The organism is Clostridium liquoris, assembly GCF_002995785.1.
In the GTDB taxonomy this organism is placed as follows: Bacteria; Bacillota; Clostridia; order Clostridiales; family Clostridiaceae; genus Clostridium_AO; species Clostridium_AO liquoris.
In genome coordinates, this window is the sequence record NZ_PVXO01000037.1 from 1 (window position 1) to 14547 (window position 14547).

Here is a 14547-nt window from a genome sequence, read left to right on the forward strand (position 1 = left end):
GTATAGTAATATCAACTTACATTATAATGGATTTTTTATGTATGTGGGAGATACTTTTTGTATCTCCTTTTAATTTTTTAAGCAGTAATTATTACTACTTTTGCCTACTAAAATTATACTCTAAGATAAATTTAATTGAATATATGAATATAAAATCACCAAGACCCTAATATCATATCCTAATTCTCCCTTGAATTTTAGCCAATACCGCCATAGAATATGCCTAATATATAGACTATGATTGTAAGCCCACAAAATACATATTTTGTCATTGGCTCAAACCAGGAACCTAATTCATTTTTGCGTCCTAACTGCACTTGTTCTCTTGCAAACTTTGACCCACAAACCCAATAAAACATAATTGCAGAAAGAAGTGCTCCTAAAGGAATAACGTAAATGGATATAACATCCATCCAAGCACCAAGCATATCTCCGTCCTCAAGAATTATTCCAGTAACCGCTCCAATTAACGCAATAACAGCAACCGAAGCTTTTCTGGAGAGTTTAAATCTTTCTTGTAGTGTCTCTATTGGTGTTTCAAATAGATTTACTAAAGATGTAACTCCAGCAAATAAAACAGCTATAAAGAAGAAAATTGAAAATAATTGTCCCGCTGGCATTTGCTTAAATACATTTGGCATAGTAATAAACATAAGTGCAGGCCCTGCTCCTGGATCCATGCTAAAAGCAAATACTGATGGTATAATTACAAGTGCAGCCAACATTGCTGCAATTGTATCAAAAATAGCTACATACTTTGCACTTTCCACAACATCTTCAGTTTTCTTTAGATAGCTTCCATATACTACAGTCCCTGAACCCGCTAATGAAAGAGAGAAAAACGCCTGCCCTAAGGCATATACCCAAGTCTTGGGGTCTCCTAAATATTCCCACCTAGGTACAAATAAATACTTATATCCTTCCATAGCTCCTGGTAGTGTTACAACACGAATTGCAAGTATAATAAACAATATATAGAATGCAGGCATCATCACCTTGTTAACTTTTTCTATTCCATTAGAAACTCCTGCAAGCATAACAATAAAAGTTATGGCTAGTGCTAACATATGCCAGTTGACACTTCCCATTCTTCCAGCTATGGCACCAAAATATGCCCCGCTATCTTGGGCATTTACCATGGAGCCAGTAATAGATCCTACAGTAAATCTAAGTATCCATCCAACAACTACTGAATATCCTATGGCAATGCCTAATGAACCTATTACTGGAATAAGTCCAATAAGATCTCCATGTTTCTTTCCTCTTCTCTCTAATGCCTTTTTAAAAGCCCCAAGTGGTCCTGTTCCCATAGCACGACCAAAAGACATTTCTCCAATAACCCCTGTAAATCCGAGAAGTATAACAAATACAAAATATGGAATTAGAAATGCAGCTCCTCCAAATTGTCCTACACGATAAGGAAACAGCCATATATTGCCCATACCCACTGCCGAGCCAATGCATGCTACAATAAATCCAAATTTTGAACTGAAGGCATCCCTATTACCGTCAACACTCACGTCAATATGATTTTTTTCATGATTATTATTCCCCATAATATCACTCCTTTTATAATATAATTATTATAATATTTAATAGAAAGCTTATTAATTCTATTAAACATTAATCCTTTTTATGACTTTATAATTTTTCATGTAACTTCAATTGTTGTGAGATTATATTTCAAGATGCCATTGATAGAAAATATTTTAGATATGCATTGATTTAGGCGGTTTTAATTATTTCATTACATAAATATAGAAAGTGAAAAAAGAGCTTAACATGAAAACTAAATTTTTCATGATGGGATACTGATTGTACCTCTTATCTCTTTTCCACTTTCTACAAAACAAATTTAATAATGTTTTTGTTATCAGTCTATTTATTGTTAATTGCAACGAAAATAGCGATATGAGAAAAGTGAAAAATATGTAAAAATATCTAGCTAATATTTACATATTTAATACATCAACTTGTAAGTCATCTGCTGGTCATATATTTTAAGTATTACCCGCAAAATATATAGCCTTAATATTTTGCGGGTATATTATTTTACTTTAATGGCTCAAGACTTGCTTGGAAGTGACGAAGAATTGGTGGCTCCCATGTAATCTTATAACCTTTAACAGCACTTGCTCTTTCTTTAATTGCAATAAGGGCATCTGCCATAATATCAATATGTGCTTGAGTATATACACGACGTGGAATTGCAAGTCTTGTAAACTCAAATTCTGCCTTAAGCTGTTTTCCAGTATCAGGGTCATTACCTAGCATATAAGATCCAATATCAGTTGTGCGGATTCCTGCTTCTTTATAAAGTTCTACTGCTAAAGCCTGTGCTGGAAACTCATAATATGGAATCTGTGGGAACATAGCCTTTGCATCTACAAATACTCCATGTCCACCTACTGGTGACTGATAAGCTATGCCTGCATCATCGAGACGTCCTGCAAGGTATTCCATCTGTCCTATTCTATATTTTAAATAGTTTTCATCAATTCCTTCATAAAGGCCAATTGACAAAGCCTCAAGATCACGGCCTGCAAGTCCTCCATAAGTAATAAATCCCTCAAAAGATATTGTGCGTCCTTTGCATAACTGGTATAACTTTTCATCCTCTTTAATACCAATTAAACCGCCCATATTAACAATAGTATCTTTCTTAGCACTCATTGTAAACATATCTGCATAACTAAATACTTCTTTAACTATTTCCTTTATAGATTTATTTTCGTATCCAGGTTCACGTTGTTTTATAAAATAAGCATTTTCTGCATAACGTGCTGCATCTATGCAAAGTTTAATATTGTACTTTTTACAAATTTCAGAGGTTTCTCTTATATTTTGAACTGATACAGGCTGACCTCCTGCTGAGTTATTTGTTATAGTCATAATAACAAGAGCAACTTTATCTGCTCCATGTTCCTTAATTAATTGTTCAAGTCTTTTAACATCCATATTCCCTTTAAATGGTACTCTAAGTGATGGGTTTGCAGCTTCGGGAACGACACAATCAATAGCCCTTGCACCTGATAGTTCAACATGTGCTCTAGTTGTATCAAAGTGCATATTGGATATAGAATATTGTCCTTTACCCATTAATAATCCAAAAAGGACTTTTTCCGCTGCACGACCTTGATGTACAGGTTGAATATATTTATATCCAAATATATCTTGTGCTGATTCAACTAATTTAAAATAGCTTGAAGCTCCTGCATAGGCTTCGTCACCTCTCATTACACCAGCCCATTGTTCTTGGCTCATTGCATTTGTTCCACTATCTGTTAATAAATCAATATATACGTCTTCACCTTTAAGATTAAATAAGTTGTATTTTGCCTCAGCAATTTTTTGTTCCCTTTCTTCACGGCTAAGCATTTTGATTGTTTCAACCATCTTAATTCTAAATGGTTCTGGTACGTATTTAACACTCATAATAAACCCTCCACTCTTTAATTTTGATTTATCTATGCTATGGTAAATTGGAATAATTCAAGCAGTAGTTTTAATTCTCGTCTGCCAATTTTTACCTTAATGTAATTATATTACAGTTATAATTTTTTGTCAACATCATAATTTACTTTTTATTATTGTTATAATGAAAACGTTTATATATCGCTTTATCATATTAAAATTTCTTAAAATGCCTATTTTATATAAAACGTTTCTATTATTAATATAATATTTTATTATAATGATAATACTTTTTATATTACATTGAAATATATTAATCTTCATGATATTGTAAATATAGTATATAAAATCATAAAGTAGGTGCATAAAATGAATAAAAATATATTAGATCAATTTACTAAACTAGTTGAGTTTTTAGGAAAGGTATTGGGACCTGATTATGAAATTGTACTACATGATTTGACTGATAAGAAATATTCTATTGTAGCCATAGCAAATGGGCATGTGAGCGGACGCAAGGTAGGTGCGCCTTTAACAAATCTAGGATTAAAAGTAATGACTATGGGTAGTTATAAAAATAGTGATTATCTTATTAATTATAATGGCGCTTCAGGGACTAATAGGGTTCTACGTTCCTCAACTATGTTCATAAAAGATGATAATGATGAAGTTGTAGCAATGTTATGTATTAATTTTGACGACAGTAAGTATGTTGCTCTAAGCGAAGAAATTCTAAAACTATGTCATCCTGATGAATTAATACTTCAAAATAAATCTTATGATTCAGTTAATTCAATTTTAAATGATGTTCCCGAAAACTTCTCTGAATCTATTGAAGAAGTTACACAAACTGTTTTACAAAAGGTTTTAGCCGACGAGAATATTCCTGTTGATCGATTAACTCAAGATGAACGACTTAGCATAGTGGATATTTTAAATCAAAAGGGAATATTTATGCTAAAAGGAGCAGTTAGCGAAGTAGCTAAACAGCTTCATTGTTCAGAACCAAGTATTTATCGCTATCTAAATATTCTTAATAAAGATAAAAGTCAACAGTAGAAATGAACTAAATTGAATTTCCCTATTTCTAGGGTTAAAGACCATTCTTATGTTTTTAACCCTAGAAAATATGATTTATCCCGTTCTTTTTTATTATATTTATTAACTCCTCTTTAGTATTTAATTCTGGATTTTCCATAACCATTTCTAATAATTCATTTAATATTTTACCTATTTCTTTTCCCTGAGCCAATCCTAATTCAGTTAAGTCCCTACCATTAATGGCTAAATCTTTTAAACTAAAACATTGCCTCTCCTGTAAAATATTATTTAATTTTTCCTTTATTTCTAGCAATTTTATATGTCTTTCTTCATAAAATTTTGGACTCTGGGCTTTTATATCAGCTTCTTTTACCTTTAATAGGTCTACAAATAATTCCTCACCTATTTTATTTAATAATTTTTTAATGGACTTATTACTATATAACTCATAATCATGATATTTTATTAAAGTATATACTTTTTCTATTGTTTTGTTATCATACTTCATTCTTTTAAGAATTTCTCTTGCTTTTTCTGCCGACTTATATGCATGTATATAAAAATGATCTATTCCTAACTCATCTGTAGTTTTACACTGAGGTTTACAAATATCATGCAACAACATTGTTAACCTTAAATACAAATTCTTTTCAATATTTTCTACACTACAAATCAAATGGGTTGCAACATCAAAAATATGATAAGGATTATTTTGAGAAGTAGCCTCACATATATCGTATTCGGGCAAGAAATTCGTCATTAGCCCATAATCATTTAAGCTATGTATTCTATCCGCATTATCTGATAAAAGTATCTTATCGAATTCCCCTTTAATTCTTTCCATTGACACAAATTTAATATTACTGCTCAAAGATCTTATAGCATTTTCTGTGTTATCTTCAATTTGAAAACCTAATTGTGCTGAAAATCTTACAGCTCTCATTATCCTTAAAGCATCTTCTGAAAATCTTTTTAAAGGATCTCCTACACATCTGATGGTTTTGTTCTCCAGATCTTTAATGCCTTCAAAATAGTCAATTATCCCTTCAGTAGGATTATAGGCCATAGCATTTATAGTAAAATCTCTACGACTTAAATCCTCCTTTAAACTATTTGTAAATTCTACTTTATCAGGATGTCTACCGTCTAAATATTCCCCATCAATTCTATAAGTTGTTACTTCATGGCCTACATTATTAATCATTATTGTAACTGTTCCATGTTTAATTCCTGTTTCTGTAACTTTAAATCCTCTACTCTGAAAAATTTCTTCAACTTGTTTTGCTCTAGCATTTGTTGTAATGTCCCAATCATTAGGTGTTTTATTTAATATACTGTCTCTAACACATCCCCCTACAATATACGCCTCATAATTATATTCTTCTAATGTATTCATAATAAATTCCACTGGTTTAGGTATATCTATTTTCATTGTATTTTCCTCTCCTGCCATTTATCCATTTTTTTAATTTCATTGCAATTATTATAAACATAATATAATACAATGTAAAATTTAAAATTTTTCAAATAATAAACGCTGAAAAACTAAATTTCTCAGCGTTTATTTGTGTTTAATTATTTACAATATTTCTTTAATGTTGAACGAACAGCACCTTCTCCAGCAATTAATTCTTTAAAGTAGCTTTCAATTTTTTCCCCTAAACCTACTTCATATAAATCAACGCCGAAAATTTCCCTGTTAGGTAAAATCTTCATTAGAGTTTCATGAACATTCTTAGTATTTCCTAGCTTAACATTATCTATTATTGGAGTTACTGATGAAAGTAAAGGGTCTGGACTTAATTCAAATTTATTTTCTTTATCATCTATAGCCATTAGATAACGACACCATCCTGCTATAACAAGAGGTATAAATGTTAAGTCTTTAACATCTAGCTCAGGATTTTTAACATAAGCTTTTATAGTTTCACCAAAACGTATACTTAACTTTTGTGAAGTATCACAAGCAATTCTTTGTGGTGTATCAGGCATAAATGGATTTGGTAAACGTACCTTCATTACTTCATCTATAAAATCATTAGGTGATATAATTCCTGGATTTACAACAACAGGTAACCCCTCTTTATAACCTATATTTTTTATTAATATTACAAGCTCCTTGTCATTCATTTCATCAGATATTTTAGTGTAAGACAATAAGCATCCATAAATAGCAAGTGCTGTATGAAGAGGATTTAAGCAAGTACATACTTTCATCTTTTCTACTTTATCTACAACTTCTCTATCTGTGTAAATAATTCCACCTTTATTTAGCGGAAGACGACCATTTTTAAAATTGTCTTCAATGACTAAATACTGAGGTTCTTCAGCATTAACAAAAGATGCAATAAATGTATCCTTTGAAGTAGTAATAGCTTCTGTATCTTCAAAGCCTGCTTCTTTTAACATATTTTTAACAGACTCAGCAGGTCTTGGTGTAATTTTATCTATCATAGTCCATGGATAAGATATATTCTCACTTACATAAGTTAAAAATTCAGATTCTACTAATTTGTTATCTACCCAATTCTTTGCAAAAGTTGTAATAGCATTTTCTAACTTAGTACCATTGTGTGAGCAGTTATCCATACTTACTAATGTTAATGGTAATTTCCCACCCTTGAATCTTTCATAACATAACGCTACTAGTTTACCAATATAACTCCTTGCAGAAGACGGATCATTATTCAAATCATTTTCTACGTCCTTTAAAAATTCATTCTTTCCATTCTTTAAACTATAACCTTTTTCTGTAATTGTAAAAGAAGCCATTTTTAAAGTTTTGCTTTTAAATATTTCTTTTAATCTATTCCAGTCATTTAAATTATTTGTGTCTACGCATAAAGATTCTGCAATGCTTCCTATTACTTTTTTCTCTAATGTTCCATCAACTTTTAATGTTGCTAAAACATTTAGATTATCATATTTTTTGTAGATTTTTTCAATTATCTCATAGTCATATCCTTCAGCTACTATTATACCTGTATTTAATATTCCTCTATTTAATAAATCTTGGCAAACTGCTGCTGGAAAAGCGCGAAATATATTCCCTGCACCAAAATGTATCCATTCTGGATTTTCTTTAGTATTCTTTATCATTTTATCCCTATCAAATTTAGGCAACTCAAAACCAGCTTCTTCCCAAATTTTATCATTCCTTAATTCCTCTTGCGTAAGTTTCAAGGCATTCTCCTCCTTGCATTTTTACTATTTTGTTTTATTTGATTTTTTAATTGCTTCTTCTAATCCATTTAAATAAGCTACTCCTAATGCACGATCATATAATCCATATCCTGGCATTGCAACTTCGCCCCAAATAGCACGGCCGTGGTCTGGACGTACTGGACCATCAAATCCAATTTCACATAATGTTTTCATTATTTCATACATATCTAATGAACCATCCTTTGATAAATGTGCTGCTTCATCAAACTTGCCTGGTGAATGGTGAATTATATTACGTACATGTGCAAAATGAATTCTTCCCTTTGCAGCACGAATTATATCACAAATATCATTATTAGGATTTGATCCTAAAGAGCCTGTACATAAAGTAAGTCCATTAAATTTTGCATCTACTGCTTTTAAAAGTTTCAATATATTCTCTTTATTATTTATAATTCTTGGCAAATTAAATACAGACCATGCAGGATCATCTGGATGAATTGCCATCATTATATTGTATTTTTCGCATACTGGACGAATTCTATTTAAAAAGTATACAAGGTTATCAAATAACTTTTCATTGTTTACATCTTTATATTTTTCAAATAATTCTTTTACATGCTCTAATCTTTCTGGTTCCCAGCCTGGCATCACAAATCCATTACTATTATTATCAATTTCTTTAAACATTTTTTCAGGATCGATTTTATCTATTAAATCTTGATCATATGATAAAACAGTAGATCCATCCGCTCTTTTCTTTGCCAAGTCTGAACGGGTCCAGTCAAATACAGGCATAAAATTATAACAAACCATATTAATACCTGCTTTACCTAAGTTCTCTAAAGTCACTATATAGTTTTCAATAAACTTTTCTCTTTCAGGTAATCCTATTTTAATAGAATCATGTATATTTACGCTTTCTATTCCTTCTATCTTAAGCCCACTTTCTTCGACTTCTTCTTTTAACTTTAAAATATTTTCCAAAGGCCATACTTCTCCAGCAGGAATATCATAAAGCGTTGTAATAACACCTGTAACGTTAGGAATTTGTCTTATTTGTTCAAGAGTAACTGAATCATGTTTGCTGCCAAACCATCTTAATGTCATTTTCATAGAATTTTCCTCCCAAATTTATGTTATTTTTTATATCCCATTAATAAAGGTAACCACATAGAAACATTAGGTATATATGTTGTAAGCATCAATACAATAAAAATAGCTATATAATATGGTATTAATTTCTTCATTACGTTTTCAATTTTGGTCTTTGCTACCTTAACACCGACAAACAATATATTTCCTACTGGCGGTGTAATTGTTCCTATACATAAATTGAATGTTATCATTATTCCAAATTGAATTGCTGACATTCCAAAGCTCTTACATATTGGTAAGAATATAGGCGTAAATATGAGGATTGCAGGTGTTATATCCATGAAGGTTCCTACAAATAGTAGTACAGCATTGATAATTAATAGTATTATTATGGGATTGTTACTAATACTTAATAATGACTTTGAGATAGCTGCAGGTATTCCAGTAAAGGCCATAACCCATGCCATAATACTTGATGCACCAATCAAAAATATTATTATTCCAGTCATTTCAGCACTGTCTCTAAAAATTTCATATAGATCTTTGAACTTTATTGTTTTATAAAAGAATAAGGATAATATTAAACTATAAACAACGGCTACTATTGAACCTTCTGTAGCTGTAAATACACCGGCAATGATTCCACCAATAACAATTAGAATTAATAATAAACTTGGTATTGCTTCTAATGTTATTCTTGCCGCTTGTTTTAAAGTAACATGTTCTGTGCTACGATACCCCTTTTTACGTGCTATAAAATATGCGACAATCATACAGCTAATACCCCAAAGAATTCCCGGAATATAACCTGCCATAAATAATGCTGCTACTGAAGTTCCACCACTTACAAGAGAATAAGTTATAAGCACATTACTTGGAGGTATTAATAGTCCTGTTGGTGCTGTTGCTATATTTATAGTGGCCATATAATCACGATCATAGCCATCTTTTTCTGCAATTGGTCCTATCATAGAACCCATAGCTGATGCTGCTGCAACACCTGAACCTGAAATAGCCCCAAACATCATATTTGCAACTGCGTTTGTATGTGCTAATGCACCTGGTACCCTACCAGTTAGGATCTTAGCAAAATTTATTAATCGTATTGCTATTCCGCCTTTATTCATAATATTACCGGCTAAAATAAAGAATGGTATTGCTATTAATGTAAATACAGATATTCCCGAAAAGATTCTTTGTGCCCCCGTTAAAACAGCAGCATCAAAATTTAATGTTGGTAATATAGCTAGTATTGAAGATATACCTAATGCAATTGAAATTGGAATACCTCCAAGTAATAAGATTATTAAAGAAACCGCTATTATTAGTCCTGATACTAATGCTATACTCATATAATCCCCTCCCTTATTTAGAACTTTCTGATTTCAATTGTAAAATCAATTCATTTATATTAATAATATTGTAAATCACTGTTAAAACTCCGCTTATAGGAACTATAATGTATATATATGACATATGAATTCCTAGCGAAGCTGTAATTTGTAGGGTTGTAAGTTTTGTAATTTGAATTCCTCCATAAACAAGTACTACAGCTGAGAAAATTAGAACTAATATTTCTGAAATAATGCTTAAAATTATTCCGGATTTTCCCTTGAATAGGTTTGCAACGAATTCTATTCTCATATGATCACGTTTTCCGAAAACCAAGGCAGATGCAAGTAATGCCATCCATGTGAAAGAAAAGGTTAATAATTCTTCTGAAATTGTACTTGGAGAGTTGAATACATATCTTGTTATAATTTGATAAGTTCCTATAATTGTTATAAATACAAATAAAGTAATACATATTATTTCTAGAACTTTATTTATTTTCATTTTGAGACTCTTCATATTACTTTTCCTCCTTTACTTGTTTATTTATTTCCTGAATTTTATCATATATAGGCTGTAATTTTTTATTCTTTTCTAATAATTCTTTATGTAATGGTAATACCTTTTCTTTAAATGGTTCTATATCAGTATCTATAAATTTAACTCCCATTGATTTTGCTTGATAAATAGCATTCTTTATTTGACTATCCCATTGGGAACGTTCAACTTTTGTAGCTTCTTCAGCAGCTTCATCAAATACCTTTCTTTCCTCAGGAGGTAAGCTATTTAAGAATTTAACATTTCCTATTAATAAATCAGGAACCATTTGATGTTGATTATATGAATAGTACTTAGCAACTTCTCCATGTTTATTGTTAGTCAACGCCAATTCATTGTTCTCTGCACCATCAATTACTCCCTGTTGTATAGCGGTATATACTTCGCCAAAACTCATAGGTGCTGCAGCAGCCCCAAATAAATCCATCATTCTTACATTAGTAGGACTTTGTTGAACACGAATCTTTTTGCCTTTTAAATCATCAGGGGTTTTTATAGGTGTTTTAGCATAAAAGTTTCTAGTACCTGCTTCAAACCATGTAACTGATTCGAAACCAGCCGCTTCTGTAGATTTATAGATGCTGCTCATTAATTCTTTATCTTCCATAACCTTATGATAAGCTTCTACACTATCAAATAGATAAGGTATACTAAATATTTGGTAAACGTTATCAAATGTTTCAAGATTGCCAGTACTGCAAACTGCAAAATCAATTGCTCCTGTTTGAACTAATTCTATTGCCTTTACAGAAGGCCCTAATAATTCATTGGGGAAAATTTGAACATCATACTTATCCCCTAATCTAGATTCTACATATTTTTCAAATGCTAATAGTCCTAAATTATCAGGATGAGTTTCTGATTGTCCATGAGCTATACGAATAATTCGTTTTCCAGTAGTAACACTATTGCACCCAGTCAAACTAAAAGCTAGAATTGAAACCAATAGGCCTACAGCTATAGTTTTTTTCATAAACTTTAACATGTTTTTCCTCCCTTTTTACATATCACAAATTTTAATAATATAATAATAAATATAATTTTTTAATAAATAGTTTTTAAAAATAACACTTAATGTACAGGTTACCTATCTATAACTTCCTTTTTACCCATAAAGGCCATAAGCTGATCTAAATAAGGAAAACCTTCCATATCACCTTTAACAAGAGTAGCCATAGCCCCTACTCCATTACCATACTTACCACATTCTTCAATACTTAATTTTTTTAATATTCCCGATAGAAAACCTGCTGCAAAACCATCTCCTGCTCCAACAGTGTCCACAGGTTTGTCAATTGAATATCCCTTTACATAAACACCTTTATCTTGGTTTGCCACATAGCATCCATCTGCTCCAAGCTTTACAGCTACTATCTTTGAACCCATATCTATAAACTTTTGTGCTATTTCTTTTTCATCACTAGTACCCAAAAGCATTTCACCTTCCGAAACTCCTGGTAAAACTATATCTGACATTTTTGCTATATCTAGAAGCACTGGCTTTGCTTCCTCCAATGTCCATAACTTTAATCTAATATTTGGGTCAAACGAAATAGTTATTCCATTTTTTTTTGCTATATTTAACACTTTAAAGACTACATCTTTTGCATTCTCTGATAAAGCTGGAGTTATGCCTGTAATATGAATTATTTTAGCTTGTCTTATATATTCTAAATCTACATCATCTACAGATAATCTGCTGGCTGCTGATCCTTTTCTATAATAATAAACATTGGGATCTTCGCTACCAAATCTCTCTTTGAAAAGAAGTCCTGTGCTTGCTTCATTAGTAAATTTTAATTTAGAAACATCCACACCTTCCCCTCTTACAGTGTTTTGAATATATCTTCCAAATTCATCATTTCCTAACTTTGAAAACCATGCAGACTTATGTCCAAGTCTTGCAAGTGCTATAGCCACATTAGAATCTGCTCCACCTATAGACTTATTAAAACTATGAACATATCTTAATGGTCCATTGGAACCTGGGGTAAAGACTATCATGGTTTCTCCAAAAGTTAATACTTCCAATGTACTTACACCCCTTTCTAGATATCAGCTCTTGCTTTTCTTACTTTCTCTACAAACTTTGCCGCTGTTTTAGTAACTAATTCATAATCTCCTGTTTTAGCACCTTTAGTTAAATCTGATCCTGTGCCAACAGCTACAGCTCCTGATTTTATCCAATCTTCTATGTTATCTAAGTTAACTCCACCTGTAGGCATAAAATTGCCTTGTGGTATAGGTCCTTTGAATGATTTTATAATTGCTGGACCATAGGCATTACCTGGGAAAACTTTTAATATTTCAACACCATATTCAAGAGCTTCAACTGCCTCTTTTACAGTCATTATTCCTGGCATTATAGGTATTCTATATCTATTGCATAATTTAACAGTATCCAAATCAAGATAAGGACTTACTATATATTTAGCTCCTGCAAGTATGCACGCTCTTGCTGTCTCTGAATCAAGTACTGTTCCTGCTCCTATAATTAAGTCTTCATGTTTGTACACTTCAGATATTTCTTTTATAATATCCACTGCTCCCGGCACAGTCATTGTTATTTCTAACGCCTTTATTCCACCTTTTTTTACAGCGTCAATAACTTTTATTCCTTCTTCTTTTGATTCAGTTCTTATTACTGCTACGACACCACATTCAATTATTTTTTTTATAGTTTCAATTCTTTTCATATTAACCTCCTAAGCTTTTTTGTTTCATGTCCATATTTATGTTAAGTTTATATAAAATTGTTAACGTTAACAACTCTCTTTAAATTTTTTTATTTATCTAGTGTCAAAATCATATTAATTTTGACACTGACTCTCTTTCAATAAGTTCTGTATTAACATATATTTTTTCTCCATCGGTACTTTTATTTTCTATAATGTTTAAAAGTTTCTCTGCACCTTTTTTACTTAATTCCATAATAGGCCTTCTTACTGTAGTTAATGCCGGGGTTATAAAGCCACCTAGCTGATTGTCATCAAATCCCATAACAGAAATATCTTTCGGAACATTAAGTCCTGTCTCAAATGCAGCTTTCATAGCTCCTACTGCCATTTCATCATTAGAACAAAACACAGCTGTTGGAATATTACTTAAACTTAGTAGCTTTTTCATAGCAATATATCCACTTTCAATAGTGTAATCTCCTTGAACCATATATTCATCCTGTATTTGTAGTTTATTTTCAATTAATGCTTTTAAGAACCCTTCTTTTCTCTCAGTAGTAGCATTAAACCCTTTTTTACCTTCTATTATAGCTATATTTTTATGTCCCTTTTGTATAAGATATTCTACAGCTTTATAAGCTCCTTTTTTATCTGCTGATAATATATTAACTATGGAATTTTCATCTACATCTCTATTTAATACAACTACGGGTATATCCTTCTCAAGTAAATAATATATAAAAGAATTATCACTATTACTTTGGCTCATTAATATAATGCCATCAAATCTTTTGTTATTAATCAATGTAAATTTTTTATAATCATCAATTCCTCTAACTACTAAATTATAGCTTTCTTTTATAGCACTATTTACACCACTTACAGTTTCATAGAAAAACATCGGTGAAGTTACTTGACTTATAGTTGTAAAAAACAATCCTATATTGTATGATCTATCTAGTACCAAACTTTTAGCACTATAATTTGGTACATAATTAAGCTCTTTTGCTATAGACTTTATTTTAACTTTTGTATCTTCGTTTATAAAAGGACTGTCATTAAGTGCTCGTGAAACAGTAGTATGTGAAACATTTGCAATTCTAGCTATATCTTTTATAGTTACTCCCATTTTAACACCTTGTATAATGAACATATAGTAAAAATTCATTATACTTTTCCTTTCTTAAAGATTTTTACTATAATTATCATAAGACGCTGTGGATTAGTTTTATCACCTATAGCTAGACTATTTTAATTGAGG

The 14547-nt window shown here is 31.1% G+C and carries 12 protein-coding genes; 1 reads left to right on the forward strand and 11 read right to left on the reverse strand.

What is annotated here, in order from left to right:
• Positions 1-197: 197 nt before the first annotated feature.
• Entirely contained in the window at positions 198-1556 is a 1359-nt protein-coding gene (locus CLLI_RS07145; RefSeq protein ID WP_106063537.1) for a sodium-dependent transporter, read from the reverse strand.
• 496 nt (positions 1557-2052) lie between these two features.
• The gene (locus CLLI_RS07150; RefSeq protein ID WP_106063538.1) at positions 2053-3435 is read right to left on the reverse strand and encodes a tryptophanase; all 1383 of its coding nucleotides are present in this window, start codon (positions 3433-3435) and stop codon (positions 2053-2055) included.
• Between the two features lie 348 nt (positions 3436-3783).
• Between CLLI_RS07150 and CLLI_RS07155 the strand changes: the two genes are divergently transcribed.
• The gene (locus CLLI_RS07155; RefSeq protein WP_106063539.1) at positions 3784-4473 is read left to right on the forward strand and encodes a helix-turn-helix transcriptional regulator; all 690 of its coding nucleotides are present in this window, start codon (positions 3784-3786) and stop codon (positions 4471-4473) included.
• Positions 4474-4534: 61 nt separating this feature from the next.
• On the opposite strand, the gene CLLI_RS07160 is transcribed toward CLLI_RS07155, so the two are convergent.
• The 9 genes from CLLI_RS07160 to CLLI_RS07200 all read right to left on the reverse strand — a co-directional run bounded on the left by CLLI_RS07160 (position 4535) and on the right by CLLI_RS07200 (position 14415).
• Positions 4535-5887: a CCA tRNA nucleotidyltransferase gene (locus tag CLLI_RS07160; protein ID WP_106063540.1), complete on the reverse strand. Its 1353-nt coding sequence runs from the start codon at positions 5885-5887 to the stop codon at positions 4535-4537.
• 143 nt (positions 5888-6030) lie between these two features.
• Positions 6031-7638 (reverse strand): mannitol dehydrogenase family protein, encoded by a 1608-nt coding sequence (locus CLLI_RS07165; RefSeq protein ID WP_170063665.1) that lies wholly within the window; start codon positions 7636-7638, stop codon positions 6031-6033.
• Positions 7639-7662: 24 nt separating this feature from the next.
• Positions 7663-8736, reverse strand: coding sequence for a mannonate dehydratase (gene uxuA, locus CLLI_RS07170; protein WP_106063541.1), 1074 nt, complete (start codon positions 8734-8736; stop codon positions 7663-7665).
• 23 nt (positions 8737-8759) lie between these two features.
• On the reverse strand, positions 8760-10070 hold the full coding sequence (locus tag CLLI_RS07175; RefSeq protein WP_106063542.1) for a TRAP transporter large permease: 1311 nt from the start codon (positions 10068-10070) through the stop codon (positions 8760-8762).
• 13 nt (positions 10071-10083) lie between these two features.
• On the reverse strand, positions 10084-10569 hold the full coding sequence (locus CLLI_RS07180) for a TRAP transporter small permease (RefSeq protein ID WP_106063543.1): 486 nt from the start codon (positions 10567-10569) through the stop codon (positions 10084-10086).
• A gap of 1 nt (position 10570) precedes the next feature.
• The gene (locus CLLI_RS07185) at positions 10571-11581 is read right to left on the reverse strand and encodes a TRAP transporter substrate-binding protein (RefSeq protein ID WP_479723244.1); all 1011 of its coding nucleotides are present in this window, start codon (positions 11579-11581) and stop codon (positions 10571-10573) included.
• Positions 11582-11691: 110 nt separating this feature from the next.
• Positions 11692-12639, reverse strand: a complete 948-nt coding sequence (locus CLLI_RS07190; protein WP_106063545.1) for a sugar kinase — start codon at positions 12637-12639, stop codon at positions 11692-11694.
• Between the two features lie 17 nt (positions 12640-12656).
• The gene (locus CLLI_RS07195) at positions 12657-13304 is read right to left on the reverse strand and encodes a bifunctional 4-hydroxy-2-oxoglutarate aldolase/2-dehydro-3-deoxy-phosphogluconate aldolase (RefSeq protein ID WP_106063546.1); all 648 of its coding nucleotides are present in this window, start codon (positions 13302-13304) and stop codon (positions 12657-12659) included.
• 109 nt (positions 13305-13413) lie between these two features.
• Positions 13414-14415, reverse strand: coding sequence for a LacI family DNA-binding transcriptional regulator (locus tag CLLI_RS07200; protein ID WP_106063548.1), 1002 nt, complete (start codon positions 14413-14415; stop codon positions 13414-13416).
• Between the last annotated feature and the right edge of the window lie 132 nt (positions 14416-14547).

What these genes read in the sequence shown, in the direction of transcription:
- CLLI_RS07175 (WP_106063542.1), bottom strand. Translation starts at nt 10,070, where the DNA reads ATGAGTATAGCATTAGTATCAGGACTAATAATAGCGGTTTCTTTAATA.
- CLLI_RS07145 (WP_106063537.1), bottom strand. Translation starts at nt 1,556, where the DNA reads ATGGGGAATAATAATCATGAAAAAAATCATATTGACGTGAGTGTTGAC.
- CLLI_RS07180 (WP_106063543.1), bottom strand. Translation starts at nt 10,569, where the DNA reads ATGAAGAGTCTCAAAATGAAAATAAATAAAGTTCTAGAAATAATATGT.
- CLLI_RS07200 (WP_106063548.1), bottom strand. Translation starts at nt 14,415, where the DNA reads ATGGGAGTAACTATAAAAGATATAGCTAGAATTGCAAATGTTTCACAT.
- CLLI_RS07150 (WP_106063538.1), bottom strand. Translation starts at nt 3,435, where the DNA reads ATGAGTGTTAAATACGTACCAGAACCATTTAGAATTAAGATGGTTGAA.
- CLLI_RS07195 (WP_106063546.1), bottom strand. Translation starts at nt 13,304, where the DNA reads ATGAAAAGAATTGAAACTATAAAAAAAATAATTGAATGTGGTGTCGTA.
- CLLI_RS07160 (WP_106063540.1), bottom strand. Translation starts at nt 5,887, where the DNA reads ATGAAAATAGATATACCTAAACCAGTGGAATTTATTATGAATACATTA.
- uxuA (WP_106063541.1), bottom strand. Translation starts at nt 8,736, where the DNA reads ATGAAAATGACATTAAGATGGTTTGGCAGCAAACATGATTCAGTTACT.
- CLLI_RS07185 (WP_479723244.1), bottom strand. Translation starts at nt 11,581, where the DNA reads ATGAAAAAAACTATAGCTGTAGGCCTATTGGTTTCAATTCTAGCTTTT.
- CLLI_RS07155 (WP_106063539.1), top strand. Translation starts at nt 3,784, where the DNA reads ATGAATAAAAATATATTAGATCAATTTACTAAACTAGTTGAGTTTTTA.